The organism is Paraburkholderia phymatum (genome assembly GCF_038900715.1).
GTDB classification, from domain to species: domain Bacteria; phylum Pseudomonadota; class Gammaproteobacteria; order Burkholderiales; family Burkholderiaceae; genus Paraburkholderia; species Paraburkholderia phymatum_A.
Map to the genome: position 1 here is coordinate 127,973 of NZ_JAYMRZ010000018.1, position 17,081 is coordinate 145,053.

Here is a 17,081-nt window from a genome sequence, read left to right on the forward strand (position 1 = left end):
GCGACATGTCAAAGCTGCGCCGACAGCCGCTTGATCTCGCGATTGAGCACGCGCTCGTTGTCCGAGTAGTCGATGGGCACGTCGATCACATGCACACCCGGCGTCGCGAAGCATTCGCGCACGAGCGGCGCGAACTCGGCCGCCGACGCGATCCGGTGTCCTTGCGCGCCATAGCTCTTCGCGTAATCGACGAAATCGGGGTTCTTGAGCGTCATCCCGTAGTCGGGGAAATTCATGTTCTCCTGCTTCCAGCGGATCATGCCGAACGCGTCGTCGCGCAGGATCAGCACGACGAGATCGAGCTTCAGGCGCACGGCCGTCTCGAGTTCCTGCGAATTCATCATGAAGCCGCCGTCGCCGCACACGGCCATCACCTTGCGCTCGGGCAGCACGATCTTCGTCGCGATCGCGGACGGCAGCCCCGCGCCCATCGACGCGAGCGCATTGTCGAGCAGCAGCGAGTTCGGCTCGTGCGCGCGGTAGTAGCGCGCGAACCAGATCTTGTACATGCCGTTGTCGAGACAGATGATGCCGTCGACGGGCGTCGTCTCGTACACGTCGTTCACGATGCGCACCGGGTACATCGGGAAGCGGTCGTCTTGCTGGCCCTTCACGAGATGCGCCTCGAAATGTTCCTTGATCTCCTTGAAGCGCGCGAAGTCCCAATGCTCGCCCTTGCCCTGCAACGCCTCCTTCATTTGCCACACGGCATTGGCGATATCGCCGACCACTTCGATCTGCGGGAAGTACACGGGGTCCACTTCCGCGCCGAGAAAGTTGACGTGAATCACCGTCTTCTCGCCCGCGTCGGCGCCGCGCATGAAGAACGGCGGCTTTTCGATCACGTCGTGGCCGACGTTGATGATGCAGTCCGCGTGATCGATCGCGCGGTGCACGAAGTCGCCGTCCGACAGCGTCGCGTTGCCGAGCCACAGCGGATGCGATTCGTCGATCACGCCCTTGCCCATCTGCGTCGTGAAGAACGGAACGCCGATCTGGTCGACGAATTCGCGCAGCATCTTGCGCGTGGTCTTGCGGTTGCCGCCCGCGCCGATCATCAGGATCGGATGCTTCGCGTCGGCGATGGCCTTCACCGCGCGCTCGACGGCTTTCTCTTCGGCGACGGGCCGGCGGCTGTAGCTCTTCGGAATCGGCTTGCCGTCGCCCTCTTCGTGCGCGACGTCCTCGGGCAGTTCGAGATGCGTGGCGCCCGGGCGCTCTTCTTCGGCCTGACGGAACGCCTCGCGCACCGACGCGGGAATATTGCCGATCGACACGATCTGCCGCGTGTACTTGGTGAGCGGCTCCATCATCCGCACGACATCGACGATCTGGAAGTGGCCCTGCTTGCTCGACTTGATCGGCTTCTGGCCCGTGACCATCAGCATCGGCATGCCGCCTAGCTGCGCATACGCGGCCGCCGTCACGAAGTTGGTCGCGCCCGGACCGAGCGTCGACAGGCAGACGCCCGTGCGGCCCGTGAGGCGGCCATAGGTCGCGGCCATGAAACCGGCCGCCTGTTCGTGGCGGGTGAGGACGAGCTTGATCCGGGAGCGGCGCAGCGATTCGAGGAGATCGAGATTTTCTTCGCCGGGAATGCCGAACACGTACTCGACGCCTTCCGCTTCCAGCGATTTGACGAACAGATCCGATGCTTTCATGGAGAGTCTCGCTTGACGAACGAACGCAGACCACGCCACCGTCGCGGCGCGCGGACAAGGATGATCGAAAACGATGACAGCCGCGCAACGGCATCAGGAAGAGGCGCGGCTTGTGCGTGGCAAACAGCTTACTCCGGGTGGGGAAATCGTGTCGGCGTGCGTCCACGGTGCGTGGACCAGGCCGCTGTGGCCGCGATCGACCGGCGAGCGCGCGTGAGGCGCGAGGGACGGGATAGAAGAACGAGGGTCCGGCCCGGCGCGGGCGTAACTGCACCGAGCGGCATCAGCCAGGCATCAGCCAGGCATCAGCAACGCATTAGCGGAACATCAGCGCACGATCGTCACGCAATCGGACAGCATCGGCGGCGCATTCTCTCCGAGCATCGCGTCGTACAGCGTGGCCTGCGGGCCTTTCGTCCACCACGTATAGCTCGCCGCCTGATACTTCGCGCCCGAGCCCGACAGCACGTTGACGAACAGCATCTGCTTGCCCTTGACGGGCAGGATCGCGAAGCTCTGTCCGTTGCTCGTGTTCAGATACGTGACATGCAGAATGCGGCCCGTCGCGCACGTGTATTTCTGCGTCACGCGATGCGTGGTCCTGATGTCCGGCAGCGGCATCAAGTCTGCAGCGCCGGCCGCACCGGACACGGCGGCGATCGTCAGCACGCCCATCAACGCATACCGCCTCAAGCTCATCGAAAGCCTCGTTTCTGGATGACGCATCGACACTGCCATTCCCACGACCACCATTGCGCGGCCGGCCGCTGACGAGCGCGCTTCAAGCGCTGCTCAAGCGCTGCTCAAGCGCGGTTCAAGGATCGATCACGTCGGCGCATGCGTCCGTCGGCGCGGCGGCGGCATGACCGACCACGGGCACGATCTTCAGCCCCGCCGATGCAATCCGGCACGGCGCGGCAGCAAGACCGCAGCCGCCAAGCGTCGCCATCAACACGACGGCCGATGCGAGCAGCGCGGCACGCCGCACGAGTCCGCCGCGTTGCACACCACCTGCGCGTTTCGCTTTCACGCGTTGCTCCTCACCTGCGCCGCATCTACGCACCGACTACTTCGCCGACACCGGCTTCACAGCCGTCGCTGCCTGCTTCGCGCGCTGCCGCGCTTCGCCGATGTCCTGCCCCGTCGCGAGCGCCACACCCATGCGGCGCTTGGCAAAGCTCTCCGGCTTGCCGAACAGGCGCAGATCCGCATCCGGCACGGCGAGCGCCTGAGCGACGCCTTCGAACGCGATGCCCGCTTCGTCGAGCCCGCCGTAGATCACGGCCGATGCGCCCGGCGCGCGCAGCGACGTATCGACGGGCAGACCGAGAATCGCGCGCGCGTGCAACTCGAACTCGGACAGTCGCTGCGACGCGAGCGTCACGAGCCCTGTGTCGTGCGGGCGCGGACTCACTTCCGAAAACCATACGTCATCGCCGCGCACGAAAAGTTCCACGCCGAACAGGCCCCGGCCGCCGAGCGCCGCCGTCACCTTGTGCGCGACTTCGCGCGAGCGTTCGAGCGCGAGCGGGCTCATCGGCTGCGGCTGCCACGATTCGACGTAATCGCCCGCCACCTGCACGTGGCCGATGGGATCGCAGAAGTACGTCGAGGTCTGTTGCGTGGCGGGGTCGATTGCGCGCACGGTCAGCTGCGTGATCTCGTACTCGAAGTCGATAAAGCCTTCGACGATCACGCGCCCGTAATTCACGCGCCCGCCTGCCATTGCGTACTGCCATGCCGCTTCGACGTCGGCGTCGCTCCTGAGCACCGACTGCCCCTTGCCCGACGACGACATCACCGGCTTCACGACACACGGATAGCCGACCTTCGCGATACCCGCCTTCAGTTCTTCCAGCGAATCGGCGAACGCATACGGCGAAGTCGGCAGGCCGAGTTCCTCGGCGGCAAGACGGCGGATGCCTTCGCGGTTCATCGTCAACTGCGTCGCGCGCGCCGTCGGGATCACTTCGGCTACGCCATCGGTTTCGATCGCGGCGAGCGCGTCGGTGGCGATGGCCTCGATTTCCGGCACGATCAGATGCGGGCGCTCCTGCTCGACGAGCGCGCGCAAAGCCTTCGCATCGGTCATGTCGATCACGTGCGCGCGGTGCGCGACCTGATGGCCCGGCGCGTTCGGGTAACGATCGACCGCAATCACTTCGACGCCGAGCCGTTGCAGCGCGATGATCACTTCCTTGCCCAGTTCGCCCGCGCCGAGCAGCATGACGCGCGTGGCGGAAGTCGAAAGCGGTGTGCCGATGCGTTGGCCTATCTGCATGGAAACTCCAGGGAATTTTTACGAAACGCGGGTGGAATGAATGACTGCGGCGATGTTAACATGCGCGGCCCCTGCGCCTGCGCGCCTCGCATGCCGATAAACCGTCCGCAGGCCGCCCTTCGAGCCGGCGAATTGCAACGGCCGAAGCGATGCATCGTGCATGGGGCGCATCCGCGCCGCCGAGCATTTCGCCTATGCCGCGCCCAGGCGCGCCTGTGCGTTTCGCCGCGCGCGTTTGCGCTCGCGTGCGGCAAGCGTAGTGCGATACCCTTACGCCTTCGCCAGTTTAGAGAGGAACGACGACATGCAGCCCACGTCCGCCACGCCACGCGACGCTAGCTCGAACGCAACATCCGGCGCATCGTCGAATGCACCGGACGCCGCATCGTGGGCATCGTTCCTGCGCCGCGCGGGCAACGCGACGACTTCACGGGCGCTGCTCGCCGCCGTATCGATGGCCGCGCTGCTCGCCGCCTGCGCGATGCCGAAGCATCCCGACGTGGAAGCCGCGCCGCCCGATCCTTTCAACCCGGCGGCCACGCAGCTGCTCGACAACACCGACTGGCAACTGAGCGGCTGGAAGGTCTCCGGCGGCGGCACGCGCGAGGTGCCGGGCGGCGCGAGCGGCGAACCGGTCACGCTCGTGCTGTCGACGGAAAGCGGCCAGCGCCGCGCAAGCGGCTTCTCGGGCTGCAACCGCTATACGGGCACCTACATGCTGAAGGACGGCAAGCTCAGCTTCGGCCCGCTCGCGGGTACGCGCATGGCGTGCGCGACGCCGGGCGGCAAGATCGAAGCCGCGTATCTCGATGCGCTCGCACATGTCGAGCACTCGGGCGTCGACATGCGCAAGCCGCAGCAACTTCAACTGATCCTCGACAACGGCGACACACTCGTGTTCGCGCGGCGCGGCCAATGACGGCGCGGCCGGCGAGCGTCCGCACTTCGCGCGATGCGTGCCCCCGATACGTGTCGGGGCGCCCGCTCGTGCGTTGCCGCTGCATCGCGCGCCGATGCCCGCGCGCCGCACGCGACACCGGCCTTCGAAGCACAATGCTTCGTCCGATTAAACTCGACGGGTTGCGCGAGCGCGCGCCCGTCATTCGTTGATGTCTAGCATGCAAACGGTAGTTTTCGGCTGGTTCGGCGCTTCCGCCGTCTGGTTTCTTCCCCTCGTGTGGCGTCTCGTGAAGTCCGTGCTGCCGGGCGGCGCGGGGCTGCGCGGTCCGGGCACGATCAGGCTGTGGCTCGGCTTTGTCTGCGTGCTGGTCGCGAGCTGCACGCTGGAGGCGTCGCTGATCGGCGCGCAGGGGCTCGATGCGTTCGGTCACGCGCTGGCCTCGGGGCTCACGCGCCTGATGGGGCGCATCGCGACGCCGCTCGTGATGCTCGGCCTGCTCGGGCTCGCGCTGCCGTGGCTGATCGGATTCAGGTGGTCGTCGGTCGTCGCGTGGGCGAACGACGCGTTCGGGCTCGGCCTGTCGAAGCGCGCGCGCGACGACGAGCCGCGCGGCCATCACCGCGCCGCCGCCGATTCGGCGCCTGCGCATAGCAGCGCGCCCATCAACACGATGGCGCCGAAGAACAACGGGCGCTACGCGCGGCCGACCGTATGGCGACCGCCTTCGACCGCGCGCGGCTCGAATGCCGCGGCGGCCACTGGTGCCGCGAGCGCGGGTGCGGCGCAAGAGGCGATGGGGATGCCTTCGGGCGCATCGGCGGGATCGTCGTTCGGTGCGGCGGCTGCGGGTAGTGTGCGCGGGATGAGCGGGACAGCAAGCGGGACAGCAACTGGAACGAGTGCGGCCGCGAGCGGGACGGCAAGCGGGAAGAGCGCGGTTGCGAGCGGCATGACGGGCGGAATAGCAAGCGGAATGACGGGCGGCGTCGCGGGAAGCCGCGCGGCCGGCGCCGGCCGTCAGCCGAATCGCCCGACGCCGTGGACGCCTGCCGAACCCACGGCGCCCGCCGGCTGGCTCAGCGCCGACGCGCAGCGCCCGCATGCGCGCGAGAGCATCCCGGCGTCGATCGAAAGCCCGCGCGTCGCCGCCACGCCGCCGACCGTGTTCGGCAGCACGGCGGCGCTGCAATCGTCGAAAGCGGCGGCGGCCCAGGCGGCCGCGCGCGGCGTATCGGTGAATCCTGCTGTGTCGTCGGCGCGCGCGGCGTCGTTGCGCGCGGCCACGCTCGCGCAGAGCGGCCGGCCGCAGAGCCGCCAGTCCGTTTCGACCGGGCCTGCTTCATCAGTCCAGGCGACGCGTCCTGCAACCCCGCCTGGTCTGTCGACCGCGCGCCGTGACATGTCGCAGTTCCGCGCGCCCGCGTATACGCGGGCGAATCCGCCTGCCCAGCCTGCCGCGCCCACGACGAGCGTGCAGGAAACCTTGCGAAGCATCGAGGAAAACGCCGCGCGCTGGACGACGCTCGCGGGCGCGAGTCTCGCGCGGCGCTCGGCGGGCGACGCATCCCGGATCGTCGAAACGCTGCCTTCGGCAGCGGCCGTCGATCAGGCTGCTGCCGCGCGGACGCCGGCGGTTGCCGCGCCGATGGCTCCCGTAGCGCCCGTAGCGCCGATGACTCCCGTGGCTTCCGTTCCGCAGACGGGCATGCATGCAGCGGCTGGCGTCGCGGGCAGCGGCATGGCCGCTAACGTCGCGGCTGTCACCGCTGTCACCGCCGTCGATCAGGCCGTGTCGGCACTCGAAGCGGCCATCGGCACCCGTCATGCCGGCGATGCGTCAACGTTCGCGCCGCACTCCGATGCAGCCGACGCGGTTGCGCACACGCAGCCGTCTGCTGTCGCCAATGCCACGAGAGCTACCGCTATCGTGCAAGGTGCCGCATCCGAAGATGAGCCGCGAGCGAGCGCAGCGAATGTTGCAGCCGAAGCGGCGAGCTTGACCGCTCACGAAACCGAAAAGGTAGACGCGCCCCCTCCCCTATCGGCGGATGCAAGCGATTCGACGGCCGAGCAAAGCCCGGACGCTTCACACGCGATAGAGCCCGTCGCGCATACGGCAGCGGCTGCGGCATCTTTGGAAGAAACGAACGAAGACGCTGCAACGCGCACCGAGGCGCCGCACGCGCCGGCGAACGTGGTCGCCGACACCCGACAGCCGCACACTGCGGCGCCCGAATCGGCGCCACCCGGAGACGAGCCGCAACCGCACGTGAGCGCTGCGCACGTCGCGACACAAAATCGAACGTCAGAGCCGGCCACCGAACCGGCGAGGCCAACGCCGTTATCGTCCGCAGCGAACGAAATCCCGGCAGCCCGCGTCGATCACGAGCCAGCTGACGCGGCGCATACAGCAACGACAACGCCCTCCGCCGAATCAACACCGGCGACCGGCGACGAATCGGCATCGAACCAGCTCGACCAGCAAAGCGAGCATCCGGCTGCGGCTCATTCACACACTGCCGACGAAGAAGCCGAATCCGCGACGGAAACAGCAGGTCAGCAACCCGATCACGCGCAGGCGCACGAAGCCGCCGCCTCCAGGCTCGCGCCATGGGATGCGATCACGCAATCCGTCACGTTGCTGCGCACAGCTTCCAGCCATGACCGCGCGGCCGTATCGAACGCGTCGGAGTACGACGCTCCTGTCACGCCGCTGCATCCGATCGCCCCGCTCGCCGTCGTCGGCAACGCGTCCGATATCGAACAGTCTGACCACGGAACAGAGCCCGCAGCGCACGTATCGTCGAACATCGTCCGCTTCCCCGGCGCGGCATCCGTCGCACCGACGCAAGCGCCTGTCCAGCACGCCGCCGACAGCCTCGCGCAAGCGGCGCCCGCGCACGGCGAAGCGCCGGCACCGATCCAGATGCCCGACGCCGACGCCGAAGACGCGCCGCAAGCTCCCGCGCCCCGCCCTGCCGTGCGCGGCCACAGCGGTCCCGCGTTCGAGTTCCACGCGCCGTCGGCCTCGCACATCGAACTGCCGGGCCTCGATCTGCTCGCGCCCGCATCGGCCGACGCCGAGCCCGTCAGCGAAGAAGGGCTCGCCGAAACGAGCGCGCTGATCGAGCAGCGCCTGCAGGAATTCAAGGTACCCGTGACGGTCGTCGGCGCATCGGCGGGCCCCGTCATCACGCGCTTCGAGGTCGAGCCGGCGCTCGGCGTGCGCGGCAGCCAGATCGTCGGGCTGATGAAGGATTTGTCGCGTGGCCTCGGACTCACGTCGATCCGCGTCGTCGAGACGATTCCCGGCAAGACCTGCATGGGTCTCGAACTGCCGAACGCAAAGCGGCAGACGATCCGTCTCTCCGAAATCCTGCAAGCCGACGTCTATCAGAAGTCCGCGTCGAATCTGACGCTCGCGATGGGCAAGGACATCACGGGGCACCCCGTCGTCACCGATCTCGCGAAGGCGCCGCACATGCTGGTCGCGGGCACGACGGGCTCGGGCAAGTCCGTCGCGATCAACGCGATGATCGTCTCGCTGCTGTACAAGGCGACGCCCGAAGACGTGCGCCTCATCATGATCGACCCGAAGATGCTGGAGCTTTCCGTGTACGAAGGCATTCCGCATCTGCTCGCGCCTGTCGTCACCGACATGAAGCTCGCCGCCAACGCGCTCAACTGGTGTGTCGGTGAAATGGAGAAGCGCTACCGGCTGATGTCGGCCGTCGGCGTGCGCAATCTGCAAGGCTTCAACCAGAAGATCCGCGACGCCGAGGCAAAAGAGAAGAAAATCGGCAACCCGTTCTCGCTGACGCCCGACGCGCCCGAGCCGCTGTCGCCGCTGCCGCTGATCGTCGTCGTGATCGACGAGCTGGCCGACCTGATGATGGTTGCGGGCAAGAAGATCGAAGAGCTGATCGCGCGTCTCGCGCAAAAGGCGCGCGCGGCGGGCATCCATCTGATTCTCGCGACGCAGCGCCCTTCCGTCGACGTGATCACCGGCCTCATCAAGGCGAACATTCCGACGCGCGTCGCGTTCCAGGTGTCGTCGAAGATCGACTCGCGCACGATTCTCGACCAGATGGGCGCCGAGTCGCTGCTCGGCCAGGGCGACATGCTGTTCCTGCCGCCCGGCACCGGCTACCCGCAGCGCGTGCACGGCGCGTTCGTCGCCGACGAGGAAGTGCATCGCATCGTCGAGCATCTGAAGCAGTTCGGCGAGCCGGAATACGTCGAGGGCATTCTCGACGGCCCGGCAACGGACGGCGGCGGCGCGGGTCAGGACCTGTTCGGCGAGACGCCGGATGCAGAAGCCGATCCGCTCTACGACGAAGCCGTCGCGTTCGTCGTGCGCACGCGGCGCGCGTCGATTTCGGCGGTGCAGCGGCAGTTGCGCATCGGCTATAACCGCGCGGCGCGCCTCGTCGAGCAGATGGAAACGGCGGGACTCGTGTCGGCGATGGGCATCAACGGCAGCCGCGAAGTGCTCGCGCCGGGGCCTGCCGAGTAAGCCGCCTTCGGTCGACGGGCCGCATCCCCGGCAATCGCAAGCGCGCCATCAGAACTCGTAGCGGCCCCAGAAGAACGCGACATCGCCCTTGTTGACGCCGGGGATGCCCGGAATGAACGTCCCCATCACGGACGCCTTGCGATAGCGGATCGAGCCCACGGGCAACACGAGCGGAACCGGGAGGTAATGCGCGACGTCTTCGCGCGCCGTGAAGCCCGCGAAATAGCCGCCGCCGAGCGACAGCCCGCCCGCCACGGGCTTCGTGTACCACTGTCTCGCCCAGCCGCCGATCGGCTCCGGGTTCTCGTGCGAATCGAGGAACACGAACGCGAACAGGATGTCCTCGTTGCCGTTTTCGTCGGTGAAGTGCTTGCCCGCGCCGCCGCCCCACGACCGGGAATTGAGCGACTTGCGCTCCTCTTCCGTATAGCCGTTGATGTGCCAGCCATAGCCCGTCACGTAGAGATCCCACGTGCCCTGTTTCGCGACGCGCTCGATGCGCCGGCAGGCGCCCGCGAGCCATTCCGTCGAATAGCTGCAGTTCGCCTCCGCGAATGCAGGCGCGCTGAAGAACCCGCTGGACGCGCCCCACATCGCGCCCGCTGCGATGAGCGCAGCCCTCGCCCTCGTCGTTGTCTTTGTCCTCGACCTCGGTCTTCTCCTGGTTAGCGTCGTTCTCATCGTGCGTTCCGTTGTTGTACGTGCCAGCCGGCAGCACAACCGATCACAGCCGATCACAACCGGCGACATGCCGGCAAACTCGTCCGGATCGCTGAGGTCACGGCAATCAGGACGGCGACACCCATTTGAAGTCGACCGGCGATCCGAGATCGATCCGTTTCGGATTCGCTTCCAGCAAGCCGCTTTGCTGATCGCGGCGGAACACGTAGGCCGTGTCGCTGTTCTGGTTGCCCGCGATCAGCCATTGCCCCGTCGGATCGATAGAGAACTCGCGCGGCGCCTTGCCGAGCGTCGACTGACGGCCTGCCTCGCGGATATGGCCGTTACCGGGATCGACAGCGTAGATGACGATTTCGTTCGCGTCGCCCCGGTTGCTCGCGTAAAGAAAGCGCCCGTCCGGCGACAGATGGATCGCTGCCGCTGCGACCTGCCCCTTGAAGCCGGGCCTGGTCATCGGCACGACTTGCAGCTGCGTGAGCTTGCCGTCGTCGTAACGGAACACGGTGACGGTTGCGGCCAGCTCGCTCGTCAGATACGCATATTTGCCGTCCGCGCCGAACACGAGGTGCCGCGGACCGGAGCCGGCCTTCACGTCGGTATAGCGCCGCTCGGTCGGGCCGAACAGGCCGCGGCTGCCGTCGGGCGTGTAGCGGTACGAATAGAGCTTGTCGGTACCGAGATCCTGCGCGAACAGATACTTGCCGTCGGGCGAGAACACGGTCGAATGCACGTGCGCGTTGTCCTGGCGCCCCTTCACGGGACCGCCGCCCTCGTGGTGCACGGTCAGCACGGATGCGCCGACCTGGCCGTCCGCCTGCAGCGGAAACACGGCGAAGCTGCCGCCTGGGTTCGCGGCAACGGAATAGTTGGCAGTTGTCAGATATTTACCGTCGGGCGAAATGCTCAGATAGCACGGATCGTTGCCATCCGACGATACGCGGTTCAGGAACGTCAGCTGTCCGCTCTTCGCATCGAAGGCGAACGCGCTGATGCCGCCGCGCTGCGTCGCGGGCCCGTTGTCGCCAGGCTGCTCGTTGACGGAATAGACATGGCGGCCATCGCGCGTCGCGATCACATACGACGGGTTGTCGGTCTTGATCGACGATACCTGCGTCGCGTCGCCCGATTTCGTATCGAAGCGGTAGACGTAGATGCCCTCGCTCTTCGGCCCCGTATAGGTGCCGACGATCAGATCGTAGACGCCGTCGGCGGGCGCGGCGGCCGTGCCTTGCGCGAAGGCCTGCGTACCGGCAAGCGAGGAAAACGAGGCAAGCGAGGCAATCGATACCATGAGTGTCAATCCTCTTATCATCGAACGTACTGCGGGACGGGAGCGAGAGCCGGCCGAACGTAGGGAAACCGGGCAATTGAAAGACTGTGGCACGGCACACGCTACTCCTCGTGTACGACGCTGCATGACGACCTCCTGGCGAGACGGGTTATTCGGATTGTGCGTGTCGCTGGTCTGCCGCGCGGCTCGATCGAAGCGTGCCGATATCGTGCCGTTATCGTGACGGCTGCATGGCGACGGCGGCCGTCGCGCTGCGCGCCCTCGTGGCGGGGGCTGGTCGTCGATGTTGTAGTTGGGGCAAGTATAGAAGCGTTGCTCGCGATCGCACAGTCACGCGGGCGCGCGCAGGTTGTCGCTCACAGCAGTCAAGTCCAACAAAGGAGTCGCCATGAACATCCATGTCACCCTTGGCCCGCTCGTCGCGCTGATCGCCGGCATTCTGATCCTGATCGTCCCGCGTCTGCTCAACTACATCGTCGCGCTGTATCTGATCATCATCGGCCTGATCGGGCTGTTCGGCGTCGGCGGCACAATGCACTTCTGAAGCGTGCGGGCGGGCGCCCACGCGGAGTGCCTTGGTTTGCTTTGCTTTGCTTCGATTCTTCACGCATGGCGAGCTTGCGCGAGGCGAACGCCTGCGGCGCTGCAAGCGCACGCGGTGTCGAACGAATCTCAGCGCAGACGCAGCGCGCATCGACACGCGTGTCGACGCACGGACCGCCTGTTGCACGGTCCGGATGCTCGTCGCATGTCTTTCGCGGCAGCGCGGCGGGCGCTAGCGTGCGTCAACCGTTCGAAAGTTGGTCGAGGCGCCAGCGTCCCTGCAATGACAGCCCACCGACGGCATAATGACCGTCGGCTTCGCTATGGCGCTTGAAGCAGGCGCGTTCGATCAGAAATGCCGCGGCCGTTTCCATCCCGTTGCGAGTAAGGCCGAGCGTGCGGAAGTCGAGTGGCAGGAGCGAGTCGTCAGGCAGTTCACTCGCAGCGGAGAGAATCGTGATGCAGTCGGATTTCGACGGGCTCAGCATGGCTTTATTTCCTCGAAATCGGCACTGTGCTGCATGCTGCAACACCGGGCGCCGGTGGGCTGCGATTCGTCAGAAGTCATGTTCGAATCGATTGTAAGCACCCAATACGCAGATTGCCAATACTCGAAATGCTCGCTGGTGTACGAACCAAAACGTATCGCGCGAGTCAGGTAACAACGACGCTCGCGCACCGTCTGGCGCTGTGCGGGAGCGTATTTATTACACGCTGACCGACCGCTATAGACCGCTTTATCATGCCTGCACGTATCGAAGACTATGCACTCATCGGCGACGGCCATACGGCCGCGCTGGTTTCCCGCGATGGCTCCGTCGACTGGCTTTGCTGGCCGCGTTTCGATTCGGGCGCCTGCTTCGCCGCCCTGCTCGGCACCGACGACAACGGCCGCTGGCTGATCGCGCCGGCCGCCGACACGGATGCTGCCGATTCCTCCGATGCCTCCCGCGACGACACGCATGCCGCTGCGCAACAGCACGAAGAAGAATCGGACTGCACGACATCGGACGCAAGCGCGAAGCCGAAGCCGGACGAAAAGCCCGTCCCAAGACAAGCCGGAAAGCCTCCCGCGCAAGCAGCCCGAAGCGAAGCCGGCAAAACCCACACGAAATCCGCGGCACAACGCACGAAAGCCCCGGCGCAGCGCGCCCACGACGAGCACCAGGGCGGCGACGGCACGCCGGGCCAGCCCGGTTACGCGCGCTCGACGCGCCGCCGTTATCGCGGCGAAACGCTGATCCTCGAAACCGACTTCGAGACCCCGGATGGCGCCGTGACGCTGATCGATTTCATGCCGCCCGGCAATGGCTGGTCGGAGATGATCCGCATCGTCGTCGGCAAGCGCGGCACCGTGAAGATGCGCATGGAACTGGTGCTGCGCTTCGACTACGGCTTTTCGATTCCATGGGTCAGCCGCCTCACGCGCGACAGCGGCATCAAGGCGATCGCCGGCCCTGACACCGTCGCGCTGCGCACGCCCGTCGATCTGCGCGGCGAGAACATGAAGACGGTCGCCGAGTTCACCGTCTCCGAAGGCGAGCGCGTGCCGTTCTCGCTCACCTATTCGGCGTCGCATCTGCGCGTCCCGCCCGCGCACGATCCGCATACTGCCCTCGCCCGCACCGAGAACTACTGGCTCGAATGGGCCGCGCGCGGCACCGTCGAGGGCAAATACGCGCCCGCGATCCGTCGCTCGCTGCTGACGCTCAAGGCGCTCGCCTACGAGCCGACGGGCGGCATCGTCGCCGCGCCGACGACGTCGCTGCCCGAGCGGATGGGCGGCTCGCGCAACTGGGACTACCGCTACTGCTGGCTGCGCGACGCGACCATCACGCTGCTCGCGATGATGCGTGGCGGCTACTACGACGAAGCGCGCGCATGGCGCTCGTGGCTCGGCCGCGTGATGGCGGGCTCGCCGGAACAGTTGCAGATCATGTACGGCCTGGCGGGCGAACGCCGGCTGCCGGAGTTCGAACTCGACTGGCTGCAGGGGTACGAAGGCTCGAAGCCCGTGCGCGTGGGCAACAACGCCGTCGGCCAGTTGCAGCTCGACGTGTATGGCGAAGTGATGAACGCGCTGCATCTGGCGCGCGTCGGCGGCTTGCAGGCCGACGAAACCGCGTGGAACGTGCAGTGCGCGATGCTCAAGCACCTCGAAACGATCTGGGAAGAACCCGACGAAGGCATCTGGGAAACGCGCGGCGGACGTCAGCAATTCACGTTCTCGAAGGTGATGGCGTGGGTCGCGTTCGATCGCGCGGTCAAATCGGCGGAAGCGTTCGATCTGCCCGCGCCGCTCGACGACTGGCGCGCGACGCGCGCGCGCATTCACGCGGATGTTTGCGCGAAGAGCTGGAATCCGGAACTCAACGCGTTCACGCAGACCTACGGCGGCGACGCGCTCGACGCGAGCGTGCTGCTGATGCCGCTGCTCGGCTTTCTGCCGCCGTCGGACCCGCGCGTCGCGGGCACCGTCGACGCGATCGAAAAGCATCTGCTGCACGACGGCCTCGTGCTGCGCTACCGCACGACGGAAGTCGACGACGGCCTGCCGCCCGGCGAAGGGACGTTTCTCGCGTGCAGTTTCTGGATGGTCGACAACCTCGCGCTACAGGGGCGTGTCGCGCAAGCGCGCGAGATGTACGAGCGGCTGCTGGCGCTCGCCAACGATGTCGGGCTGCTCGCCGAGGAATACGATCCCATTTCCGGACGGCTTGTCGGTAATTTTCCACAAGGGTTTTCCCATGTGGCCCTCGTTCATACAGGGCTGAACCTGATGAAGCACGAACAAGGCATGGCAAGCGCGGCGGGCCAGCCGCCCCACGACGGACAAGGCCGGGAACCGCCGGCTGGCACGCCAGATGCTGGTATGCAATCGTCACCTGTCGTCTAAAGAAAACACGCGCTTTGACGATGACGTGGATATGACATGCGAAGCGTGCGCTAACGAACTGTTGTTGCATTGCACAAATCGTATGCCTTCTATATCATCGAATCAAGCAGACGGCCGATAATCGTCGCCATTCGCCACTAACAAATTCCAACGTAACCAAAAACGGCCCGCCTCGTCGCCGCGCTCCAAAACACGCTGCCGGGCGCGAACCGCTTAACGCCGGAGCCCCCATGCTCTACCAATTTCACGAATTCCAGCGGGCACTCCTCAGCCCGCTTACCGCCTGGGCTCAGGCTGCTTCGAAATCGTTTGCGAATCCGGCCAGTCCGTTCGCCTACGTGCCAGGCGCCACGCGCCTGTCCGCCGGCTACGAGCTGCTGTACCGCCTCGGGAAGGATTACGAAAAGCCAGAGTTCAACCTGCATCAGATCGTCAAGGACGGCCGCAACATTCCGATCGTCGAGCAGACGATCGTCGAAAAGCCGTTCTGCCGCCTGCTGCGCTTCAAGCGCTATTCCGACGACAGCGACGCCGTCACGCAACTGAAGGAAGAGCCCGTCGTGCTGGTGTGCGCGCCGCTGTCGGGCCACCATTCGACGCTGCTGCGCGACACCGTGCGCACGCTTCTGCAGGACCACAAGGTGTACATCACGGACTGGATCGACGCGCGCATGGTGCCGCTCGAAGACGGCTCGTTCGATCTGGACACTTACATCGCGTACATCCAGGAATTCGTCCGCCACATCGGCGCGAAGAACCTGCACGTGATCTCCGTGTGCCAGCCGACGGTGCCCGTGCTCGCCGCCATCTCGCTGATGGCGAGCCGCGGCGAAGACACGCCGCGCACGATGACGATGATGGGCGGCCCGATCGACGCTCGCAAGAGCCCCACGTCCGTCAATTCGCTCGCGACCCAGCATTCGTATGAATGGTTCGAAAACAACGTGATCTATAACGTGCCTTCGAACTATCCCGGCTTCGGCCGCAAGGTGTACCCGGGCTTTCTGCAGCACACCGGCTTTGTCGCGATGAATCCGGAACGCCACGCGGCGTCGCACTGGGACTTCTATCAAAGCCTTCTGCGCGGCGACGAAGAAGATGCCGAAGCACACCGCACTTTTTATGACGAATACAACGCGGTGCTCGATATGGCCGCCGAGTACTATCTGCAGACGATCAGAGTCGTGTTCCAGGAGTTCCGTCTTGCGGAGGGCACATGGGTCGTGGACGGCGAACCCGTGCGTCCGCAGGACATCAAGAAGACGGCTCTATTCACGATTGAAGGCGAGCTCGACGACATCTCCGGCGACGGCCAGACGCGCGCCGCGCACGATTTGTGCACAGGCATTCCCGAGAAGAGCCGCCGCCATTTCACGGCGGAAAAGTGCGGACACTATGGCATTTTCTCGGGCCGCCGCTGGCGCACGATCATCTATCCGCAACTGCGCGACTTCATCCTCGAACACAGCGCGAGGAGCGCGCGCAAGACGGAAGAGCACGTCGAAGCCTGACGCGACGAGTCACCAGCAATGCGCCGATTGGCGCAATGCTGGCAGATAGCAAAACGGCCTCTCACGAGGCCGTTTTTTTCGTTGGGACGAAAACTTAACGCCGCATCAGATACGCGAGCAGGATCTCGGTATTCATCTGCATGACTTCGCTGCGCTCGCCGGCGGAGCTGAAGTCGCGGCCGAGCGTCGCTTCGAGCGTGAAGCGGTTTGACACGATGTAGTAGCCCATGCCCGAGAGCGTCACGTAAAAACGCAGCGGATCGACGTTGGTGCGAAAGAGCCCCGCGCGCTGTCCGCGTTCAAGAATCGAGCCCAGCGTGGCGACGATCGGCGAAATCATTTCACGGATGCGCGTGGACTTCTGCATATAACGCGCCTCGTGCAGATTCTCGTTGTTCACGAGCCTCAGCAATTCCGGATGGTCGCGATAGTAGTCCCACACGAAATGCGCGAGACGCGTCACGGCTTCGACAGGCGCAACGCCTGCGAGATCCAATGTGCGCTCTGCTTCCGTGAGCGCGCTGAATGCGTGCTCGAGGACCGCCGTGAATAGCTGCTCCTTGCTACCGAAGTAGTAGTACAGCATGCGTTCATTGGTCTCCGCGCGGCGGGCAATCTGATCGACGCGCGCGCCGAACAACCCACCATTCGCAAACTCTTCGGCCGCCGCGAGCAGAATGCGGCGACGGGTGCCTTCAGGATCTCTTTTGATTTTCGGCTGATTCATGGTGGCATGTGCTTTGTGAGCCGCGTTATCCGGATCGCCCGCCGTCCTCTTGCATGGCCTTGCAACGGCGGCG

At 65.6% G+C, this 17,081-nt stretch carries 13 protein-coding genes; 5 read left to right on the forward strand and 8 right to left on the reverse strand.

Annotation, left to right across the window (positions count from 1 at the left end; all coding sequences use genetic code 11):
• Nucleotides 1-8 precede the first annotated feature (8 nt).
• The 4 genes from VSR68_RS28850 to purT form a co-directional block, all read right to left on the reverse strand.
• A complete protein-coding gene (locus VSR68_RS28850; protein WP_342943103.1) occupies nucleotides 9-1,661 on the reverse strand; it encodes an acetolactate synthase large subunit in 1,653 nt (550 codons plus the stop codon).
• Nucleotides 1,662-1,988: 327 nt separating this feature from the next.
• Nucleotides 1,989-2,360, reverse strand: coding sequence for an MliC family protein (locus VSR68_RS28855; RefSeq protein WP_342943104.1), 372 nt, complete (start codon nucleotides 2,358-2,360; stop codon nucleotides 1,989-1,991).
• Nucleotides 2,361-2,475: 115 nt separating this feature from the next.
• A complete protein-coding gene (locus VSR68_RS28860) occupies nucleotides 2,476-2,649 on the reverse strand; it encodes a DUF6726 family protein (RefSeq protein ID WP_342943151.1) in 174 nt (57 codons plus the stop codon).
• A 78-nt stretch (nucleotides 2,650-2,727) separates the two neighbouring features.
• On the reverse strand, nucleotides 2,728-3,942 hold the full coding sequence (gene purT, locus VSR68_RS28865; RefSeq protein ID WP_342943105.1) for a formate-dependent phosphoribosylglycinamide formyltransferase: 1,215 nt from the start codon (nucleotides 3,940-3,942) through the stop codon (nucleotides 2,728-2,730).
• A gap of 304 nt (nucleotides 3,943-4,246) precedes the next feature.
• Between purT and VSR68_RS28870 the strand changes: the two genes are divergently transcribed.
• The gene (locus tag VSR68_RS28870) at nucleotides 4,247-4,861 is read left to right on the forward strand and encodes an META domain-containing protein (protein WP_342943106.1); all 615 of its coding nucleotides are present in this window, start codon (nucleotides 4,247-4,249) and stop codon (nucleotides 4,859-4,861) included.
• A 199-nt stretch (nucleotides 4,862-5,060) separates the two neighbouring features.
• A complete protein-coding gene (locus VSR68_RS28875; protein ID WP_342943107.1) occupies nucleotides 5,061-9,359 on the forward strand; it encodes a DNA translocase FtsK in 4,299 nt (1,432 codons plus the stop codon).
• Between the two features lie 48 nt (nucleotides 9,360-9,407).
• Here VSR68_RS28875 and VSR68_RS28880 read toward each other — a convergent pair whose 3' ends face one another.
• Entirely contained in the window at nucleotides 9,408-9,953 is a 546-nt protein-coding gene (locus tag VSR68_RS28880; protein WP_342943108.1) for an antimicrobial peptide resistance and lipid A acylation PagP, read from the reverse strand.
• Between the two features lie 193 nt (nucleotides 9,954-10,146).
• Nucleotides 10,147-11,457 (reverse strand): lactonase family protein, encoded by a 1,311-nt coding sequence (locus tag VSR68_RS28885; protein WP_428983598.1) that lies wholly within the window; start codon nucleotides 11,455-11,457, stop codon nucleotides 10,147-10,149.
• Nucleotides 11,458-11,719: 262 nt separating this feature from the next.
• On the opposite strand from VSR68_RS28885, the gene VSR68_RS28890 reads away from it, so the two are divergent.
• On the forward strand, nucleotides 11,720-11,875 hold the full coding sequence (locus VSR68_RS28890) for a DUF3096 domain-containing protein (protein WP_087734508.1): 156 nt from the start codon (nucleotides 11,720-11,722) through the stop codon (nucleotides 11,873-11,875).
• A gap of 241 nt (nucleotides 11,876-12,116) precedes the next feature.
• Here VSR68_RS28890 and VSR68_RS28895 read toward each other — a convergent pair whose 3' ends face one another.
• Nucleotides 12,117-12,362: a hypothetical protein gene (locus tag VSR68_RS28895; RefSeq protein ID WP_342943110.1), complete on the reverse strand. Its 246-nt coding sequence runs from the start codon at nucleotides 12,360-12,362 to the stop codon at nucleotides 12,117-12,119.
• A 254-nt stretch (nucleotides 12,363-12,616) separates the two neighbouring features.
• Here VSR68_RS28895 and VSR68_RS28900 point away from each other — a divergent pair, with 254 nt between their 5' ends.
• On the forward strand, nucleotides 12,617-14,770 hold the full coding sequence (locus VSR68_RS28900) for a glycoside hydrolase family 15 protein (protein WP_342943111.1): 2,154 nt from the start codon (nucleotides 12,617-12,619) through the stop codon (nucleotides 14,768-14,770).
• Between the two features lie 230 nt (nucleotides 14,771-15,000).
• Nucleotides 15,001-16,281, forward strand: coding sequence for a polyhydroxyalkanoate depolymerase (locus VSR68_RS28905; protein ID WP_342943112.1), 1,281 nt, complete (start codon nucleotides 15,001-15,003; stop codon nucleotides 16,279-16,281).
• Nucleotides 16,282-16,375: 94 nt separating this feature from the next.
• Here the strand turns inward: VSR68_RS28905 and VSR68_RS28910 are convergent, their stop codons facing one another.
• The gene (locus tag VSR68_RS28910; protein ID WP_342943113.1) at nucleotides 16,376-17,008 is read right to left on the reverse strand and encodes a TetR/AcrR family transcriptional regulator; all 633 of its coding nucleotides are present in this window, start codon (nucleotides 17,006-17,008) and stop codon (nucleotides 16,376-16,378) included.
• Nucleotides 17,009-17,081 lie beyond the last annotated feature (73 nt).

Coding starts and splice junctions, on each gene's coding strand:
- VSR68_RS28870 (WP_342943106.1), top strand. CDS start 4,247: ATGCAGCCCACGTCCGCCACGCCACGCGACGCTAGCTCGAACGCAACA.
- VSR68_RS28855 (WP_342943104.1), bottom strand. CDS start 2,360: ATGAGCTTGAGGCGGTATGCGTTGATGGGCGTGCTGACGATCGCCGCC.
- VSR68_RS28880 (WP_342943108.1), bottom strand. CDS start 9,953: ATGTGGGGCGCGTCCAGCGGGTTCTTCAGCGCGCCTGCATTCGCGGAG.
- VSR68_RS28910 (WP_342943113.1), bottom strand. CDS start 17,008: ATGAATCAGCCGAAAATCAAAAGAGATCCTGAAGGCACCCGTCGCCGC.
- VSR68_RS28905 (WP_342943112.1), top strand. CDS start 15,001: ATGCTCTACCAATTTCACGAATTCCAGCGGGCACTCCTCAGCCCGCTT.
- VSR68_RS28885 (WP_428983598.1), bottom strand. CDS start 11,457: ATGCAGCGTCGTACACGAGGAGTAGCGTGTGCCGTGCCACAGTCTTTC.
- VSR68_RS28895 (WP_342943110.1), bottom strand. CDS start 12,362: ATGCTGAGCCCGTCGAAATCCGACTGCATCACGATTCTCTCCGCTGCG.
- VSR68_RS28890 (WP_087734508.1), top strand. CDS start 11,720: ATGAACATCCATGTCACCCTTGGCCCGCTCGTCGCGCTGATCGCCGGC.
- VSR68_RS28875 (WP_342943107.1), top strand. CDS start 5,061: ATGCAAACGGTAGTTTTCGGCTGGTTCGGCGCTTCCGCCGTCTGGTTT.
- purT (WP_342943105.1), bottom strand. CDS start 3,942: ATGCAGATAGGCCAACGCATCGGCACACCGCTTTCGACTTCCGCCACG.
- VSR68_RS28850 (WP_342943103.1), bottom strand. CDS start 1,661: ATGAAAGCATCGGATCTGTTCGTCAAATCGCTGGAAGCGGAAGGCGTC.
- VSR68_RS28900 (WP_342943111.1), top strand. CDS start 12,617: ATGCCTGCACGTATCGAAGACTATGCACTCATCGGCGACGGCCATACG.